We start from the raw sequence: 16,563 nt of genomic DNA, 5'->3' as shown, positions 1-16,563 counted from the left end.
GGAATCACCATGACCACCAGCACCTACACCGTCACCGGCATGACCTGCGAGCACTGCGTCCGCGCGGTCACCGAGGAGGTGTCGCAGATCCCGGGCGTGACCGATGTCGAGGTCGATCTCGCCTCGGGCGGTCTCACCGTCCACGCCGACGCCGAGCCGGATCGGGCCGCGGTCGCGGCTGCGGTCGACGAGGCGGGTTACGAGCTGGCGTCATGACCTCGACGGCCGACGCGACGACGACCGTCGGCGACACCACCACCGCACGGTTCGACATCGAGGGCATGACCTGTGCGTCATGCGCCGCCCGGATCCAGCGGCGCCTCAACAAGATCGACGGTGTCGAGGCGACGGTGAACTTCGCGACCGGCAGTGCCCGCGTCGACCACCCGGCCGACGTCTCCGTGTCCGACCTGGCCGGGCAGGTCGCGGCGGCCGGCTACCGGGCGATCGCGCGTGACGAGGACAGCGGAACCGCTCCCGCACACACCGACGACGGCCACGACCACATGTCCCACGGTGGCGACGCCGCCGACCTCCGTCACCGGCTGCGCGTCTCGGCGCTGCTCGGCATCCCGGTCATCGCGCTCGCGATGATCCCGGCCCTGCAGTTCGACAACTGGCAGTGGTTGTCGCTGACGCTCGCCGCCCCGGTGGTCGTCTGGGGAGCGTGGCCGTTCCACGTGGCCACGGTCCGCAACGCTCGCCATCTGGCGACGACCATGGACACCCTGGTGTCGATCGGCATCACCGCCGCGTTCGGGTGGTCGCTGTACGCCCTGTTCCTCGGGCACGCCGGGATGCCCGGCATGCGCCACGGCTTCTCGTTCACCCTCGACCGTGGCGACGCCTCGTCGTCGATCTATCTCGAGGTCGCCGCCGGTGTGACCGTGTTCCTGCTCGCGGGGCGGTACCTGGAGGCGCGGTCCACCCGTGAGGCGGGCGCGGCGATGCGCGCACTGGCCGAGGTCGGCGCGAAGGAGGCCACTCTGCTGGTCGACGGGCGAGAACGGACCGTCGCCGTCGGAGAGGTCGCGGTCGGTGATCTCGTCGTCGTGCGCCCCGGTGAGAAGATCCCGGTCGACGGGGTGGTGGAGGACGGACGGTCGTCGGTGGACGCGTCGGTGGTCACCGGCGAGTCCGCGCCCGTCGACGCCGGACCGGGCGACCGTGTGGTCGGGGCATCCATCGTCGTCGACGGCACGCTGACCGTCCGTGCGACGACGGTCGGGGCGGACACCCAGATCGCGCAGATCGCGCAGTTGGTGCAGCGCGCGCAGGAGGGGAGCGCCGGTCTGCAGCGCGTCGCCGACACCATCTCGGCGTTCTTCGTGCCCGTGGTGCTGGGGCTCGCGATCGTCACCCTCGCGGCGTGGTTGCTCGCCGGGGGTGGGGTGTCGGCGGCGTTCACCGCTGCCGTCGCCGTGCTGATCATCGCCTGCCCGTGCGCGCTGGGTCTCGCGACACCGACCGCGCTGATGGCGGGCACCGGCCGCGGCGCGCAGCTCGGTGTCCTCATCCGCGGGCAGGAGGCGCTCGAACGCGCCGGTCGCATCGACACCGTCGTGCTCGACAAGACCGGCACGGTCACCACCGGTGTGATGACCCTCGTCGAGGTGGTCGCCGCACCGGGGGTCGACGCCGACGACCTCCTTCGGACGACCGCGACGGTCGAGGCGCGGTCGGAGCACCCGATCGCCCGTGCGATCGTGACGGGCGCACGCGACCGGGTCGGCGAGGACCTGCCGGCCCCGGCCGATTTCGTGTCGGAGCCGGGTCGAGGGGTGCGAGGTGTCGTCGACGGGAGAACCGTTGTCGCAGGACGGCTTCGATGGTTGCAGGGCCAGGGGCTGTCAGCGGACGACACGGTCGTGCGAGCGGTGTCAGACGCCGAGTCGTCCGGCGCGACGGCTGTCGTCGCCGGTTGGGACGGAGCCGTTCGCGGTGTCGTCGTCGTCTCCGACGAGGTGAAGCGGTCGTCGGCCGAGGCGATCGCCGCGTTCCGCGAACTGGGTCTGACGCCGGTGCTGCTCACCGGTGACAACGAGGGTGCCGCCAGGGCGGTCGCCGCGGCTGTCGGCATCGACGAGGTGATCGCCGGTGTCCTTCCCGCGGACAAGGCCTCGGTGGTGGAGTCGTTGCAAGGCAAAGGTGCTCGTGTCGCGATGATCGGCGATGGCGTGAACGACGCCGCGGCGCTCGCGACCGCCGATCTGGGACTCGCGATGGGCACCGGGACCGACGCGGCGATCGAGTCGTCGGACATCACCGTGATGAGCGGAGACCTGTCGTCGGCCGTCGACGCCGTCCGGCTGGCGCGGGCGACGCGGAAGACCATTCACGGCAACCTTTTCTGGGCGTTCGCCTACAACGTGGCGGCACTGCCCCTGGCGGCGTCGGGCCTGTTGAACCCGATGTTCGCGGGCGCGGCGATGGCCTTCTCGTCGGTCTTCGTCGTCACGAACAGCCTGCGACTGCGTCGGTTCCGGTAAAGCCTGCACACGAGAGACGGGCCCCGAGGCGGGATGCCTCGGGGCCCGCTTCGCTCCCTGTGACGCGTCAGTCGACGCGAACGCTCTTCTTCGGTGTCGACAGGTGGATCTGGAACCGCGGGCGGATCTCGCTGCCCGGCAGCGCCGCGGCGATCTGCTGTTCGGCTTTGCCGACGATCTCGACGATGTCGGCGAAGTCGCGGTCGGATTCTGCCTCGACCGTGATCTCCAGCATCTTCCGCTTGCGGTCGTCGACGGCGCGGGAGCGGGTCGACGTGATCAGCCGGTGACGCTCGAGATCGTCGGCGACGGCGTTGGCGATCTTCGACGGATTCACCGACAACGTCCCCGTCTCGTCGCTGCCCGGCAGGACGACGGAGCCGGTCTTGCGGGGCCGGCTGTTCATGCCGAGCAGGAGCAGGCCGAGCAGGATCCCGACGACCGCGATGCCGATGAGGACGTACAGCCACCAGCTCTGGTCCGGCGTGCGGTCGAACCACGACAGATCGATCTTGTCGAGCTGGTCACGGACGAACTGCACCTTCAGTTCCCAGGTGATGGCGGCTGCACCGACGACGATGAAAACCGCTCCGAGGAGCAGGGTGATGAGCCGGTTGACGCCGGCGGGCAGTGCGTTCACGAGCGCACCTCCTTCGTGGTCGTCGCACCCGTCGCCGCGGCTGGTGTCGGGGTCGTCGACGTGGCGTCCTCGGAGTCGTCGTCGGTCTCGCCGCCGACGATCGGCTCGGGCAGGGTCGGACGGCCGCTCGGCGGGGGCGGCGTCTGGGAGTGTGGAATCTTCACTGTTGTCGTCTTCACCTTCACGCTGTGCTTCGGCAGCACGGGGGTGATGGCGGCGGTGATCGCATCGCGCACTGCGTCGGCGGATGCCGGGGCCTCGTCGGTCGAGGTGATGCGGGTGACGACCTTGCGGCGCTTGACGGTGGTGTCCGCCTTGGTGACGCCCTTGGCCTGTCGGGCCACGGCGCTCGCGCGACGGGCGACGTCGACCTTGCGAGTCCACGTGCTTGGCGCGTAACCGTCGACGGTGCCGGCGCCGTCGAGCGCGATGTGGGTCTTGCTGCGCGGGCGGATGGCCGTCCACACCAGCAGGAGTCCCACCACCACGAGCGCGATGGCCACCGCCCAGAACCAGCCCTGCCACGACAACCTCGAGATCCAGCGGGACGCGGCGGCGATCCACTGCGATCCACTGATCCACTTCTGGTCCACGCAGATGTCGCGGATCGCGATGGCACCCACCGCGATGAGGATGAGCGCGAACAGTGAGGTGATCCAGACGGCGCCGGGTGTGGCGGTCGGTGGGACGATCTTCTTCAGCCGGGGGGCCGGCCCGGGTTCAGGCGTGGTCGATGTGGTCATCGCACTCTCCTCTGCGAGCCCTCGTCGCCGACGACGACGTCGGCGATGGTGACGTCCACCCGATGGGGCGTGACGCCCGTCAGACGCGACAGCTCCGTGTGCACCAGGGCGCGCACCTCCTGGCAGAGGGCGGTCGCCTGGGTCGGCCAGTGGATGGCCACGTCGACCTTCACGTCCGGGTGCGGCCGCGACATGTCGACCGACACCTTCGGGTACTCGCCACCGGTGATGAGGCCGAGCGATCCCTTCCGGCGCAGAACGCCCTCGATGGACAGCGCGGCCTTCTTGCCGATGCTCTCCCCGACGCGGTCGTGGATCGTCGTGGTGCCGGGGCCGCCGTCCGGTTCGGTCGGCGGAGTCGGCGTCAGATCCGGCCAGGCGACGGGGAGGTGACGGTCAGCCACGGTTCCGGCTCCGCAGCAGACCGGACAGATCGATCGTCCCGTCACGCTGCAGGCCGATGGCCAGTCCGATCGCGCCGAGCACGATCGCGAGGATGAACCCGCCGAAACCGCCGGTGGTCGCCGCGATGGCGAGCAGCAGTCCGACGAGGAGTCCGATGGTGGCGTTGTTGTTCATGAGGTCTCTCTCCGATGCGATGGATGGGTGGCGGTCAGATCTCGAAGTATCGACGACTGCCGGGGACGGACCGGGGCAGTCGACCGCGCAGGCGTGTAATGGCGCGTGTGGCCGACCGACGAAGGCGGCGGACCCGCCCGGTGGGTCGGACGCGCAGTGGTGGGTTCGCGACGACGCGGGGCGGGACGACGGCCCGCCGCTGCGCGAACTCCCGGTCGAGGGCGTCGAGCTCGGCGGCGAGCACCTCGGCGTCACCACCCACGTCGGGATGGTGTCGTCGGATCAGTGCTCGACGCCGCGCGGCGTACTCGGACGGGACCGGCACGAGGCGGTCAGGTCCCAGACGCGGGGGCGTCGGACGGTTCGGGTCCGGCGTCCTCTCCCATGGACACGTCCTCGACGACGACCGTCATCGACCGTCCGGCGACCTTCTCGACGGTGCGACGGACGTCCTCGGCGGTGTCCATGACGGAGCGGTCCAGGGTGACCTCGATGTGCACCTCGCCACTGTGGTCGTGCAGTCGCACACCCACGATCCGTCGGCCGGCCGCCAAGGTGGCGACCTCTCCGAACCGGCCCGCGTTCAGCCCCGTGACACCGGGGACCGATGCGGCGGCTGTCGCCACCGCATCGGCCAGGTCGGCGTCGGAGGTCACTGGACCCGCGGCTCGGCGGTGGTCGTGTCGTCGTCGTCGTCCTCGAAGTGGACGTCGTGGATGGCGACGTTGACCTCGGTCACCTCGAGTCCGGTCATCTGCTGGATCGAGTTGATGACGTTCGAGCGGACGGCGGCAGCGAGATCGTGGATCGCGACGCCGTACTCGGCGACGAGCCCGAGGTCGACGGCCGCCTGCTTCTCGCCCACCTCGACCGAGATGCCCTGGGTGATGCTCTGCTGACCACCCGGGATGGCCTCACGGACACGGCCGACGATGCGGGCGGCCTGGCCGCCCAGCGCGTAGACGCCGTCGATCTCGCGGGCAGCGATGCCGGCGATCTTCGCCACGACCTGGTCGGCGATGGTGGTCTTACCGTGCTCGCCCACGAGGTCGCGGTGCTCGGGGGAGATCTCCTTGCTGGGGCTGACCTTGGCCGCAGCGCTGCTGGTGGTGGTGGTCGGTGTGCTCATAGCCACTCCTTATGTCAACACATGGTGAGCCGACCGATCGGGTCGACTCGCACGATTCGGTGGACGCGGTCGCGACGACCGGGTTCCCCGTGGCCGGGGTTCCCAACCGGCGCACAGATGTAGTCGTGGCACCCCCGCCGAATGCACTCGTGCGTGCTGTGATGTGAGTCACACCAGGATACGGTGGGGGGTGCGGCTCGTTGTCACTGCACGAGACGGGCCGACGACGGCCCCGCCGAACGGAGACGACGTGCCCAGTGAGAACGACGCCGGCGAGAGCCGACGCCTTCGTGGACGTCTCGCGGAGGAGACCGACGAATCACTCGCCGCGAGTGCGGCAGTCGGCGACCGTGCCGCGTTCGAAGAGCTGGTCCGTCGGACCCTCCCGCTGCTGCTGCGCTACGCGCGTCGGCTCACCCCGGATGCCCAGAACGCCGAGGATGTCGTCCAGGAGACATTGGTCGCGGCGTGGAAGAGCCTGCCCAAGTTCGGGTTCCAGAGCAGCTTTCGCACCTGGGTGTTCTCGATCGCCCACCGCAAGATCATCGACCTGCGTCGGCGTCGGGTCGAGGCACCGTTCGACGACGAGGTCATGATCGCGCTCCCGGACCGCCGTCCCGGACCCGCCGACGCCGCCGTGGGCCAGTCGCTGCACGAGGCGCTCGAGGCGGAACTCGGTGCGCTCACCCCGACCGCGCGGGCGGTGTGGTGGCTTCGTGAGATGGAGGGCTTGTCCCATCCCGAGATCGGGGAGATCCTGTCCATATCGCCCAATTCCGTTCGGGGACACCTGCAGCGCACTCGCGCGCGTCTGGCCGAACGACTCGAACCCTGGCGACCCCGGCCGTCCGGGCCGGATCGCGCGGTGGCCGCAGCGGGCGCATCACAGGAAGCTGGTGTGTGATGGTCGACATGCATACCGCCGAGCCGCGGTCCGAGGACTGGATCCTCGAGGCGGGTCGACGCCTGGGGCCGACGACATCGGACATCGCCCGTCTGACGAAGACCGTCGTGGACACCGCCCGCCGGCTGTCGCAGTCACGAGACGAACTGGCGACCGACGACGGGCTCGTCGTGGTCACCGACCGCGTCGTCCGGCGACTCGTCCTGCTGGCCGTCCGGTCGGCGATCGGACGTCGCGTCGTCGAGGTGGCCGTGCGCATCGTCGACGGCGAGGCCGTCGGGATCACCTTGGGTCTCGTCGCGCAATACGCCGACGATCTCCAGGTGGTGGCCCAGCAGGCGCGGGCGGCGATCGAGGCGCTCCTGGAAGATGTCATCGGCGCCGATCACGCCGCCCGGGTGTCGTCGGCGATCGACGTTCACTGGGCTGATCTGGAATGAGTCTCCACCTGCGCGATCGCGATCGGAACTAGAACCTGTTCTAGTCAGTCGCTAGGCTGTCTCGAGGCGGCGTCGCCAGACGTCGTCGCGTCGAGTGCCGGAGGTCTGAGGATGCGCGCCGAGCTGCCCGAGGTGGTGACCGCGTCGTCGGTCGAGTCATGGACCGACGAGGTCGACGTCCTGGTGATCGGATGTGGGATCGCCGGCGGCTGCGCGGCCGTCGAGGCGTCCACGCATGGTGCGTCGGTCCTGGTGCTCGAGCGCGCCGCGGTCGCCGGCGGCACGACGTCGCTTGCCGGTGGGCACTTCTACCTCGGCGGTGGCACCGCCGTGCAGAAGGCGACCGGCCAGGAGGACTCGGCCGAGGAGATGGAGAAGTACATCACCGCGGTCAGCCGCGACCCCGAGCCCGACAAGATCCACGCCTACTGTCAGGACAGCGTCGAGCACTTCGACTGGCTCGAGTCGCTCGGCTTCGAGTTCGAGCGGACGTTCTTCTCCGGCAAGGCGGTCATCCAGCCCGAGACGCAGGGCCTGATGTTCACCGGCAACGAGAAGGTGTGGCCCTTCTGCGAGATGGCGAAGCCCGCACCTCGGGGTCACAAGGTGCCGGTCCCCGGGGACACCGGCGGTGCCGGCATGGTGATCGAGCTGATCGTGAAGCGCCTCGCCGACCTCGGTGTCGAGATCCGCTACGAGACCGGGGCCCGCAACCTCGTCGTCGACGACTCGGGTGCCGTCGTGGGTGTCGCTTGGAAGAGCCTGTCGGACAGGGGTTTCATCCGCGCCCGCAGTGTGATCATCGCGGCCGGGGGTTTCGTGATGAACCCGGAGATGGTCGACGAGTTCGTCCCCGCGCTGGCCGAGAAGCCGTACTCGCTGGGCAACACCTTCGACGACGGCCTGGGCATCCGGCTCGGCGCGTCGGTGGGTGCCGGGCTGAAGCACATGGGCGAGCCGTTCGTCACCGCGCCTGCCTATCCGCCGTCGATCCTCATCACCGGGCTCATCGTGAACAAGAACGGCGAGCGCTTCGTCGCCGAGGACTCCTACCACTCGCGCACCGCGGGGTTCATCCTCGACCAGCCCGACTCGCACGCGTGGCTGATCGTCGACGAAGCGCACATGGAACGTCCGAAGATGCCACTCATCAAGTTCGTGGACGGCTGGGAGACCGTCGAGGAGATGGAGGCTGACCTCGGCATGCCGACGGGTGCGCTGGTGGCGACGGTGCAGCGCTACAACGAGTTCGCCGCGCGCAAGGAGGATCCCGACTTCCACAAGGCGGCGGAATGGCTCGCGCCGCAGGACACCGGACCGTGGGCCGCGTTCAACATGAGCCTCGGTGAGGCGCTGTACGCGGGCTTCACCATGGGCGGCCTCGCCACCTCGGTGGACGGGCAGGTCCTCACCGGCAACGGTGATCGCATCCCCGGTCTCTACGCCGCGGGCGCCGGTGCGGCCAACATCGCCCAGGACGCGAAGGGCTACGCGAGCGGCACGCAGTTGGGCGAGGGTTCGTATTTCGGCCGTCGCGCCGGTCGGCACGCCGCCGAGTCGCGCTGACACCGTCTCGCCCGCACCACTTCTCGGTACCCGACTCCCACAGACGACGAGACCCGGAGCCATCCGAGATGACTCCGGGTCGTCGTGTGTGGGTCGATCAGCGCGGAGATGACCTCCGGCTCATCGGATCACGGGTGGTGATCAGCTCGGGGGCATGAGCACCGAGTCGATCAGGTACACGGTCGCGTTGGCGGTCTTGACGCCACCGCAGATGACCGACGCGTTGCCGGCGCCGACCTTGAGGTCGTTGCCGGAGCCGGTGACGGTGACGTCCTGGCCCTCGACGGTCTTGTGGGTGCCGGCGATCTGCGACGGCGACAGCTGACCCGGGATCACGTGGTAGGTCAGGATCTTGGTCAGCAGGGCGCTGTCGGTCTTCAGGGTGTCGATGGTGGCGGCCGGGATCTTGGCGAAGGCCTCATCGACGGGCGCGAACACGGTGAACTGGCTGCCGTTCAGGGTGTCGACCAGGTTGACCTGCGGGTTCAGCTGACCCGAGACGGCCTGCGTCAGGGTCTTCAGCAGCGGGTTGTTGCTGGCCGCGGTGGCGACCGGGTCCAGCGCCATGCCGCTGACCGAACCGGGGCCCGACGAGTTCTGCTCGGCGTAGCTCGCGCAACCCGAGCCGACGAGATCGGCGGCCGGATCGGCGCTGGCGGCACCGCCCGCAGCCGAGGACTCGGCGGCGGCAGAAGAAGTGGGGGCAGCACTCGACGCGGAGGACGAGTCAGAGCTGTCGTCGCTGGAACAACCGGCGACGAGGCCCATGGCCAGGCCGACGCCGGCGATGGCGACAGCAAATCGTTGGGTGCGCTTCAGAGCCATGTTCTTGATTCCTTCGTTGGGGGATCGGTCGCTATCCATTCGCAACGTACGTGCGGGCGGATGGGTGGTGCCCGAAATTTCCGGTCTCGAATTCGCGTCTATCCCCGCCGTGCGTCACGAACACGTAACGCAGGCGTGCGTGAGATCTCCGTGATCCACGTCATCGGTCCATCCGCTGACGCCTCGGCACCGAACTCCATGTCGACGCTCATCCCACCCACCTCACCCGCGGGCGACGGACGTCGGTCAGGCCCGTTCCACACTTCATCCGAGAGGGGTGACACCCGTGTCCCGCATCGAGTTCGTGCTCCGCCGGGCGCTCGCCGGCCTGATCGCCGTCGGCGCCGCCCTTGCCGCCGGAGAGATCGTGTCGGTCGCGGTGTCGTCGTTCTCCTCTCCCTACTTCGCGGTCGGCGCCCTGCTCGTCGACAACGCCCCGGCGCCGGTACGGGAGTTCGCGATCGACACGTTCGGCACGTCGGACAAGCAGGTCCTCCTCACCGGCATGGCCATCGGCATCGCGGTCCTCGCGATCGTGGCCGGGCTGATCGAGCGTCGGACCAAGCCGTTCGGATCCGTGCTCGTCGTGCTGTTCGGCGTCGTCGGGATCATCGCGGCGTTCCAACGTCCGACCGCCCAGGCCACCTATGTCCTCCCGTCTCTCGCCGCCATCGTCGTCGGGGTGCTGGTGCTGCGTGTGCTCACCGGATACCTGGGCGCGCGGCGCAATGCCGCGGCTCCCGAGCAGGACGGGCTGTCGCGCAGGGCGTTCGTCGGCGCCGCCGCGACCGCTGCGGTCGCCGCGGGTGCCGTCGCCCTCGTCGGCCGGGCGATCGCGAACGCGGGCAACGCCATCTCTGAGCGCGCCTCGCTGAAGCTGCCTGTCCCGCGTGTGCGCGCCAAGGCGATCCCCGCAGGTGCGAACCTCGACATCCCTGGCGTGACCCCGTTCGTCACGAACAACGACACGTTCTATCGCATCGACACCGCACTCCAGGTCCCTGAGCTGAAGACCTCCGAGTGGCAGCTGCGGATTCACGGCATGGTGGACAACGAGATGACACTGACGTGGGACGACCTCATGGGCATGCAGTCCGTGGAGAAGGTCATCACCCTCACCTGCGTCTCGAACCAGGTCGGCGGTGACCTGGCCGGCAACGCGACCTGGATCGGCTTCCCGATCAAGAACATCCTCGAGAAGGCCGGCGTCCAGCCCGATGCGGACATGCTCTTCTCCACCAGCGTCGACGGCTGGACGTCGGGGACGCCGGTCGCTGCGCTGACCGACGGCCGGGACGCGATCCTCGCCGTCGGGATGAACGGGCAGCCGCTCCCGCTCGAGCACGGTTACCCCGTGCGCCAGGTCGTGCCCGGGCTTTACGGATTCGTCTCCGCGTGCAAGTGGGTCGTCGACTGGGAGCTCACCCGCTTCGATCGCAAGAAGGCCTACTGGACGGAGCGCGGATGGGGCCAGGAGGGCCCCATCAAGACGGCGTCCCGGATCGACACCCCCGCCTCCTTCTCCACCTCACCGGCCGGGGACGTCATGATCGGCGGGACGGCGTGGGCGCAGCACCGCGGGATCTCCAAGGTCGAGGTGCAGATCGACAACGGCCCCTGGGTGCCTGCGCAACTGGCGGAGGAGTACTCGATCGACACGTGGCGACAGTGGTCCTACCGCTATCAGGCCACCCCCGGTCAGCACACGGTCACCTGTCGTGCCACGGACATGGACGGTCAGCTGCAGACCGAAGAGCGCACACCACCCATCCCCGGCGGCGCCACGGGGTGGAACAACCGTGTCTTCACGATCACCTAGGACCTCGACCATGACACGCTACTGTCACCTGTGTGACCGACCGCTCTGCTGCGCGACCGGCGTCCCCGGCCACGCGGACACGCGGTGGCGACGACTCCCCCGACGAACCGACACGGCTCGTCGCGCTGGTCCAGCGCGTGGCCGCGCAGGATCGCGAGGCCTTCGCCGACCTCTACGACGCGACGAGTTCCCGGGTCTTCGGCCTGGTCAAGCGCGTTCTGCGCGATTCGGGGTACGCCGAGGAGACGCTGCAGGAGGTCTACCTGCAGGTGTGGCAGAACGCCCCCAACTACCGGTCCGACATGGGCTCGGTCATCTCGTGGATCCTGACCATCGGTCACCGTCGAGCGGTGGACCGCGTCCGATCCGAGCAGGCGTCGACACGTCGTGGCGTGGAGTACTCGGTGTCGACCGCGACGATCGAGACCGATCAGGTCGTGGACTCCGTGGTGACGCGCGAGGAACGGCGGGCGGTGATCGCCTGTCTCGGGACGCTGACGGCAACCCAGCGCGAGAGCGTGGAGCTGTCGTTCTACGGCGGGTTGAGCTATCCGCAGGTCGCCGAGCGTTTGAACGCCGCACTACCGACCGTGAAATCACGCATCCGGGACGGGCTGCGTCGACTGAAGTCCTGCCTGGAGACCTCCGATGAGGCCTGACGATCCCACCACGGACGCCGGCCGGATGGTCGAGGACCTGCTCGAGCTGTACGCCATCCACGCCCTGCCCGATGACGAGGCACAGGCCTTCGAGCGCGCCCTCGGTGCGCTCGACGAGTCGTCACGGCGCCGCGCGGTGGCCGAGATCCGCAGCACACGCGACGCCGTCTCCCGCTGGGCCGGCGAGTACGCCGAGAACCCGGGCCCGCAGGTCCGGGAGCGCGTCCTGACTTCGGTCGCCCGCCGGGAGTCCGCGCACGCCCCCGTCGACCGGGCCGTCGTCACCGACGAGCTCGCCGCCCGTCGGGCACGTCGCCGACGCATGGCCGTCGCGATCTCGTCCGCGGCCGCGGCTCTGCTGCTCGTCGTCGGCGGTGTCGTCATCGGTCGGTCGACGGTCTCGTCGCCCGCCGATCAGCCGCAGATCGCGCAGTCGGACCAGATGGCAGCGATGCAGAACGTCATGAGCCGCAGCGACGTCGAGGTGCACCGCACCGAGATGACGGGCATGCCGGGCACGGTCGTGGTCGCGTCCTCACGCAGCGCCGACAAGGCGGTCGTGGTGCTCGAGGGTGCGCAGCAGCCGCCGAGCGAGCGCATCTATCAGCTCTGGCTGATCGGCAACTCACATGCGCCGAAGTCGGCCGGCCTGGTCTCGTCGGTGGCGGGGCAGTCCCCCATCGTCGTCACGGGCCTGACGGGCTCGCGGACCATCGGCATGACCGTCGAGCCCGACGGCGGGTCGGCGCAGCCGACGGGCGCCGTCGTCGCCGCGGTCACCTTCTGACCGGCAGCGGTCTCAGGACCCCGACCGGTACAGCCTTTCGTACTCGGCGCGGGCGCGGTCGTCCTCGGCCTGCTGCCGGGCGGGCTTGAGGTCGGGGTCGAGTCCGTGCTTCTCCAGGCGATGGGCGCGGTTCTGCCTCATGTACGCCGCCGAGTAGATGAGACCCAGGACGAGACCGAGGGCCACCATCTGTGCTCGCAACCACCACGGGCCGGGGAAGAGCATGAAGATCACGAAGATCGGGATGAACGGCACCATGCCGCGGACGAGGTGGCGGAGGTAGGCGTGGCGGCCGGTGAGGTCCTCGCGCACCCAGTCGCGCAGCTCGTCGGGGAGTCGCCTCCCGAACGAGTAGCCGATCCACTGCAGCGGTGACGGCCGTCTCCGGGCGCTCATGCGGGTTCTCCTGTCGAGGCGGTCGACGCCGCGCGGTTGAGGTCCCAGAGGACGTCGCGCAGCCGTTCCAGTTCGGCGAGGGAGACGCCGAGGCGGTCGACCACCGCAGGCGGGATGGCCTGGGCGCGCTCGCGCAGGGCGACGCCGGCGTCGGTGAGTGCGACGTCGAGGCGTCGTTCGTCGACGTCGGAGCGTCGGCGCGTGAGCAGGCCCATCGCCTCGAGGCGCTTCAGCAGCGGGGACAGGGTGGCCGAGTCGAGGACGAGCGCGTCGCCGATCGAGCGGACCGACCGCGGCGACTCCTCCCAGAGCGCGAGCATCACCAGGTACTGCGGATGGGTGAGGCCGAGTGGCTCCAGCAGGGGTCGGTAGACGGTGAGAACCGTCCGGTTGGTCACCGCGAGCGCGAAGCAGAGCTGACGATCCAGCGCCAGCAGGTCGTCGCCGGTCTCAGGTGTCATGTACACGATTCGATCGTACACGAACAGTTAGGGCACGATAGTGTGATGGACAGGTGTCTGGACAGCTGAGTACCCGTCATGGCCTCATGCTATGTTTCGTGCATTCACGGGCTGCCGATCGCAGCCCTGCCCTCATCCCGACACCCTGGGCGACCCCCGGCGTGGTGTGGGAGATGTGTCCATCGCGCCGTATGTGAGAAACGGGTGGGTTCATGAGTGTCGGTGTCGTGCGGGAGGTGGCCGAGGGGGAGCGCAGAGTGGCGCTCGTGCCCAAGGTCGTCGCGACGTTGGTCAACAAGGGGGTCGACGTCGTCGTCGAGTCCGGTGCGGGGGAGCAGGCCCTGATCCCGGACGCCCTCTACACGGATGCGGGCGCCACCATCGGCGACGCCTGGTCGGCGGATGTGGTGGTCAAGGTCGTGGCCCCCACCGACGGCGAAGTCGCGAAGCTCCACTCCGGTCAGACGTTGATCGGCTTCCTCGCCCCGCGCAACCAGGAGAACCAGATCGGTGCGCTGAAGTCGGCGGGCGTGCAGGCGTTCGCCGTCGAGGCCATCCCGCGCATCAGCCGCGCGCAGGCGATGGACGCGCTCAGCTCGCAGGGCAACGTGTCGGGCTACAAGGCCGTGATCCTCGCCGCCGAGAAGTCGACCCGGTACTTCCCGATGTTGACCACCGCCGCCGGCACGGTGAAGCCGGCCACCGCGCTGATCCTCGGCGTCGGGGTCGCGGGACTGCAGGCACTCGCGACCGCCAAGCGGCTCGGTGCCCGCACCACCGGTTACGACGTCCGCCCCGAGGTGGCCGAGCAGGTCAAGTCCGTCGGTGCGCAGTGGCTCGACCTCGGCATCGACGCCGCCGGTGAGGGCGGCTACGCCCGCGAACTCACCGAGGAGGAGCGCGCGCAGCAGCAGAAGGCGCTCGAGGACGCGATCAAGGGCTTCGACGTGGTCATCACGACCGCTCTCGTCCCGGGCCGTCCCGCCCCACGACTGGTCACCGCCGCCGCGGTCGAGGGCATGAAGCCGGGCAGCGTCATCGTCGACCTCGCCGGCGAGACGGGCGGCAACTGCGAACTGACCGAGCCCGGGCAGGACGTCGTCAAGCACGACGTCACGATCTGCTCGCCGCTCAACCTCCCCGCCGGCATGCCCGAGCACGCCAGTGAGCTCTACTCCAAGAATCTCCTCGCCCTCATCGAGCTGATGCTCGACGAGAACGGCGCCATCGCCCCGGATTTCTCCGACGAGGTGCTGGCGAAGTCGTGCGTGACCCGAGAGGCGGACGCCTGATGTACACCGGTCTCCTGGCGAACATCGCGATCCTGGTCCTGGCCGGGTTCGTGGGCTTCGCCGTCATCTCCAAGGTGCCCAACACCCTGCACACGCCGCTGATGTCGGGCACCAACGCCATCCACGGCATCGTCGTGCTCGGCGCGCTCGTCGTGCTCGGGGCGCTGCCCGCCGACGCCAACTGGGGCGTGCGCATCATCGCGTTCGTCGCGCTGGTGTTCGGCACGCTGAACGTCATCGGCGGCTTCGCCGTCACCGACCGCATGCTCGGGATGTTCAAGGGCAAGAAGGAGGTCGAGAAGTGACCGTCGATCTCGCGTTCGTCGCCGGCCATGTGCCGAACCAGGGTGTGTCGTACGCGGTCACCGCGCTCTACATCGTCGCCTTCGCGCTCTTCATCTACGGTCTGTCCGGACTGACCGGTCCGAAGACCGCCGTGCGCGGCAACTGGATCGCCGCCGTCGGCATGGGCATCGCGGTCGCCGCCACCCTGCTCTACGTCTGGAACGAGGGCGCTCGCGCGGACGACGGTGCCGGACGTGTCGAGGTCCCGACGATCAACTGGATCCTCATCGCCGTCGGCCTCGTCCTCGGTGTCGCACTGGGCATCCCACCGGCGTTGAAGACCAAGATGACGGCGATGCCGCAGCTGGTCGCGCTGTTCAACGGCGTCGGTGGCGGAACGGTCGCGCTCATCGCGTGGTCGGAGTTCATCGAGACCTCGGGCTTCTCCGAGTTCGGCGACAAGCAGCCGGCCTCGCCTCTGGTGATCGGGTCGCTGATCGCGGCCATCATCGGCTCGATCTCGTTCTGGGGCTCGCTGATCGCGTTCTCCAAGCTGCAGGAGATCCTGCCCAAGGGCATCGAGAAGGTCTTCGTCGGCAACGCCAAGCTGTTCCAACTGGCGAACATGGTGCTCCTCGCGCTGTCGATCGGGATCGCGATCTTCCTCGGCGTGCAGGCCACCAGCGGTGGCGGCGCGAGCGTCTGGTGGATCGTCGGCCTGCTGATCGCGGCCGGTGTGATGGGCCTGTTCGTCGTGCTGCCGATCGGCGGTGCCGACATGCCCGTCGTCATCTCGCTGCTCAACGCCATGACCGGACTGTCCGCTGCCGCAGCGGGTATCGCGCTCGACAACACCGCGCTCATCGTCGCGGGCATGATCGTCGGCGCCTCGGGCTCCATCCTCACCAACCTGATGGCCAAGGCCATGAACCGGTCCATCCCCGCGATCGTGTTCGGCTCCTTCGGTGGTGGCGCCGGTGGCGCTGCTGCGGGTCCAGCGGGCGACGGTGGGACCGTCAAGGCCACCTCCGCCGCCGACGCCGCGATCCAGATGGCCTACGCGAACCAGGTCATCGTGGTGCCCGGCTACGGCCTCGCCGTCGCGCAGGCGCAGCACGCGGTGAAGGAGATGGCGACCCTGCTCGAGGGCAAGGGCGTCGAGGTGAAGTACGCGATCCACCCGGTGGCCGGGCGCATGCCCGGGCACATGAACGTGCTGCTGGCCGAGGCCGACGTCGAGTACGACGCGATGAAGGAGATGGACGACATCAACGGCGAGTTCAGCCGTACCGACGTCGCCATCGTCATCGGCGCCAACGACGTCACCAACCCGGCGGCCCGCAACGACCCGAGTTCGCCGATCCACGGGATGCCGATCCTCAACGTCGACGAGGCGCGGTCGGTGATCGTGCTCAAGCGGTCGATGTCGTCGGGCTATGCCGGCATCGACAACCCGCTGTTCGGCGCCTCCGGCACGTCGATGCTCTTCGGCGACGCGAAGAAGTCGGTGGGCGAGGTCATCGAGGAACTCAAGGCGCTCTGACCCGAG

General features: G+C 69.1%; 21 protein-coding genes. 11 read left to right on the top strand and 10 right to left on the bottom strand.

Annotation, left to right across the window (positions count from 1 at the left end; genetic code table 11):
- The first annotated feature begins 9 nt into the window (after nucleotides 1-9).
- Together Q1A98_RS01535 and Q1A98_RS01530 are read left to right on the top strand one after the other, a co-directional pair.
- The gene (locus Q1A98_RS01535) at nucleotides 10-216 is read left to right on the top strand and encodes a heavy metal-associated domain-containing protein (RefSeq protein WP_299569339.1); all 207 of its coding nucleotides are present in this window, start codon (nucleotides 10-12) and stop codon (nucleotides 214-216) included.
- Nucleotides 213-2,489, top strand: a complete 2,277-nt coding sequence (locus Q1A98_RS01530) for a cation-translocating P-type ATPase (RefSeq protein WP_299569337.1) — start codon at nucleotides 213-215, stop codon at nucleotides 2,487-2,489. Before Q1A98_RS01535 ends, Q1A98_RS01530 begins: the two co-directional genes overlap by 4 nt.
- Nucleotides 2,490-2,556: 67 nt before the next feature.
- Here Q1A98_RS01530 and Q1A98_RS01525 read toward each other — a convergent pair whose 3' ends face one another.
- Genes Q1A98_RS01525 through Q1A98_RS01495 form a run of 7 tightly spaced genes read right to left on the bottom strand, consistent with a single transcriptional unit; the run spans nucleotide 2,557 to nucleotide 5,580 of the window.
- Entirely contained in the window at nucleotides 2,557-3,129 is a 573-nt protein-coding gene (locus Q1A98_RS01525) for a hypothetical protein (protein ID WP_299569335.1), read from the bottom strand.
- Nucleotides 3,126-3,872 carry a DUF6286 domain-containing protein gene (locus Q1A98_RS01520; protein WP_299569334.1) on the bottom strand — a complete coding sequence of 249 codons (747 nt, stop codon included), beginning with the start codon at nucleotides 3,870-3,872 and terminating at the stop codon, nucleotides 3,126-3,128. Before Q1A98_RS01520 ends, Q1A98_RS01525 begins: the two co-directional genes overlap by 4 nt.
- The gene (locus Q1A98_RS01515; RefSeq protein ID WP_299569332.1) at nucleotides 3,869-4,276 is read right to left on the bottom strand and encodes an Asp23/Gls24 family envelope stress response protein; all 408 of its coding nucleotides are present in this window, start codon (nucleotides 4,274-4,276) and stop codon (nucleotides 3,869-3,871) included. Before Q1A98_RS01515 ends, Q1A98_RS01520 begins: the two co-directional genes overlap by 4 nt.
- A complete protein-coding gene (locus Q1A98_RS01510; protein WP_253653675.1) occupies nucleotides 4,269-4,451 on the bottom strand; it encodes a DUF2273 domain-containing protein in 183 nt (60 codons plus the stop codon). The genes Q1A98_RS01515 and Q1A98_RS01510 overlap by 8 nt, the downstream gene beginning before the upstream one ends.
- 34 nt (nucleotides 4,452-4,485) lie before the next feature.
- On the bottom strand, nucleotides 4,486-4,776 hold the full coding sequence (locus Q1A98_RS01505) for a hypothetical protein (protein WP_299569330.1): 291 nt from the start codon (nucleotides 4,774-4,776) through the stop codon (nucleotides 4,486-4,488).
- A gap of 7 nt (nucleotides 4,777-4,783) precedes the next feature.
- On the bottom strand, nucleotides 4,784-5,107 hold the full coding sequence (locus Q1A98_RS01500) for a hypothetical protein (RefSeq protein WP_299569328.1): 324 nt from the start codon (nucleotides 5,105-5,107) through the stop codon (nucleotides 4,784-4,786).
- Nucleotides 5,104-5,580, bottom strand: coding sequence for an Asp23/Gls24 family envelope stress response protein (locus tag Q1A98_RS01495; protein ID WP_299569327.1), 477 nt, complete (start codon nucleotides 5,578-5,580; stop codon nucleotides 5,104-5,106). The genes Q1A98_RS01500 and Q1A98_RS01495 overlap by 4 nt, the downstream gene beginning before the upstream one ends.
- A 250-nt stretch (nucleotides 5,581-5,830) precedes the next feature.
- Here Q1A98_RS01495 and Q1A98_RS01490 point away from each other — a divergent pair, with 250 nt between their 5' ends.
- The 3 genes from Q1A98_RS01490 to Q1A98_RS01480 all read left to right on the top strand — a co-directional run bounded on the left by Q1A98_RS01490 (nucleotide 5,831) and on the right by Q1A98_RS01480 (nucleotide 8,490).
- Nucleotides 5,831-6,484 (top strand): sigma-70 family RNA polymerase sigma factor, encoded by a 654-nt coding sequence (locus Q1A98_RS01490; protein WP_299569325.1) that lies wholly within the window; start codon nucleotides 5,831-5,833, stop codon nucleotides 6,482-6,484.
- The gene (locus tag Q1A98_RS01485; RefSeq protein WP_299569323.1) at nucleotides 6,484-6,924 is read left to right on the top strand and encodes a hypothetical protein; all 441 of its coding nucleotides are present in this window, start codon (nucleotides 6,484-6,486) and stop codon (nucleotides 6,922-6,924) included. Before Q1A98_RS01490 ends, Q1A98_RS01485 begins: the two co-directional genes overlap by 1 nt.
- Nucleotides 6,925-7,035: 111 nt before the next feature.
- Nucleotides 7,036-8,490: an FAD-binding protein gene (locus tag Q1A98_RS01480; protein ID WP_299569321.1), complete on the top strand. Its 1,455-nt coding sequence runs from the start codon at nucleotides 7,036-7,038 to the stop codon at nucleotides 8,488-8,490.
- A gap of 141 nt (nucleotides 8,491-8,631) precedes the next feature.
- Here Q1A98_RS01480 and Q1A98_RS01475 read toward each other — a convergent pair whose 3' ends face one another.
- Entirely contained in the window at nucleotides 8,632-9,315 is a 684-nt protein-coding gene (locus tag Q1A98_RS01475) for a fasciclin domain-containing protein (RefSeq protein WP_299569319.1), read from the bottom strand.
- Between the two features lie 286 nt (nucleotides 9,316-9,601).
- Between Q1A98_RS01475 and Q1A98_RS01470 the strand changes: the two genes are divergently transcribed.
- From Q1A98_RS01470 to Q1A98_RS01460, 3 genes are read left to right on the top strand one after another with little or no spacing between them, the layout of a single operon-like run.
- Nucleotides 9,602-11,134: a molybdopterin-dependent oxidoreductase gene (locus Q1A98_RS01470; RefSeq protein ID WP_299569317.1), complete on the top strand. Its 1,533-nt coding sequence runs from the start codon at nucleotides 9,602-9,604 to the stop codon at nucleotides 11,132-11,134.
- 32 nt (nucleotides 11,135-11,166) lie between these two features.
- Nucleotides 11,167-11,793 (top strand): ECF RNA polymerase sigma factor SigK, encoded by a 627-nt coding sequence (gene sigK, locus Q1A98_RS01465; RefSeq protein ID WP_299569315.1) that lies wholly within the window; start codon nucleotides 11,167-11,169, stop codon nucleotides 11,791-11,793.
- Complete coding sequence (locus Q1A98_RS01460; RefSeq protein ID WP_299569313.1) at nucleotides 11,783-12,580, top strand: anti-sigma factor; 798 nt, start codon at nucleotides 11,783-11,785, stop codon at nucleotides 12,578-12,580. Before sigK ends, Q1A98_RS01460 begins: the two co-directional genes overlap by 11 nt.
- Nucleotides 12,581-12,592: 12 nt before the next feature.
- Here Q1A98_RS01460 and Q1A98_RS01455 read toward each other — a convergent pair whose 3' ends face one another.
- Together Q1A98_RS01455 and Q1A98_RS01450 are read right to left on the bottom strand one after the other, a co-directional pair.
- The gene (locus Q1A98_RS01455) at nucleotides 12,593-12,976 is read right to left on the bottom strand and encodes a DUF5313 family protein (protein ID WP_299569312.1); all 384 of its coding nucleotides are present in this window, start codon (nucleotides 12,974-12,976) and stop codon (nucleotides 12,593-12,595) included.
- Nucleotides 12,973-13,437 (bottom strand): MarR family transcriptional regulator, encoded by a 465-nt coding sequence (locus Q1A98_RS01450; protein ID WP_299569311.1) that lies wholly within the window; start codon nucleotides 13,435-13,437, stop codon nucleotides 12,973-12,975. The genes Q1A98_RS01455 and Q1A98_RS01450 overlap by 4 nt, the downstream gene beginning before the upstream one ends.
- A 212-nt stretch (nucleotides 13,438-13,649) precedes the next feature.
- On the opposite strand from Q1A98_RS01450, the gene Q1A98_RS01445 reads away from it, so the two are divergent.
- The 3 genes from Q1A98_RS01445 to Q1A98_RS01435 are packed head-to-tail and all read left to right on the top strand — an operon-like array spanning nucleotide 13,650 to nucleotide 16,557.
- Nucleotides 13,650-14,729 (top strand): Re/Si-specific NAD(P)(+) transhydrogenase subunit alpha, encoded by a 1,080-nt coding sequence (locus Q1A98_RS01445; protein WP_299569309.1) that lies wholly within the window; start codon nucleotides 13,650-13,652, stop codon nucleotides 14,727-14,729.
- A complete protein-coding gene (locus tag Q1A98_RS01440; protein WP_299569307.1) occupies nucleotides 14,729-15,034 on the top strand; it encodes an NAD(P) transhydrogenase subunit alpha in 306 nt (101 codons plus the stop codon). The genes Q1A98_RS01445 and Q1A98_RS01440 overlap by 1 nt, the downstream gene beginning before the upstream one ends.
- The gene (locus Q1A98_RS01435) at nucleotides 15,031-16,557 is read left to right on the top strand and encodes an NAD(P)(+) transhydrogenase (Re/Si-specific) subunit beta (protein ID WP_299569305.1); all 1,527 of its coding nucleotides are present in this window, start codon (nucleotides 15,031-15,033) and stop codon (nucleotides 16,555-16,557) included. The genes Q1A98_RS01440 and Q1A98_RS01435 overlap by 4 nt, the downstream gene beginning before the upstream one ends.
- The last annotated feature ends 6 nt before the right edge of the window (nucleotides 16,558-16,563 follow it).

Origin of the sequence: uncultured Williamsia sp. (genome assembly GCF_947494875.1) — a bacterium.
Lineage (GTDB): Bacteria > Actinomycetota > Actinomycetes > Mycobacteriales > Mycobacteriaceae > Williamsia_A.
Note: the sequence above shows the minus strand (reverse complement) of the source record. Positions and strands in the feature narration are given on the sequence as shown.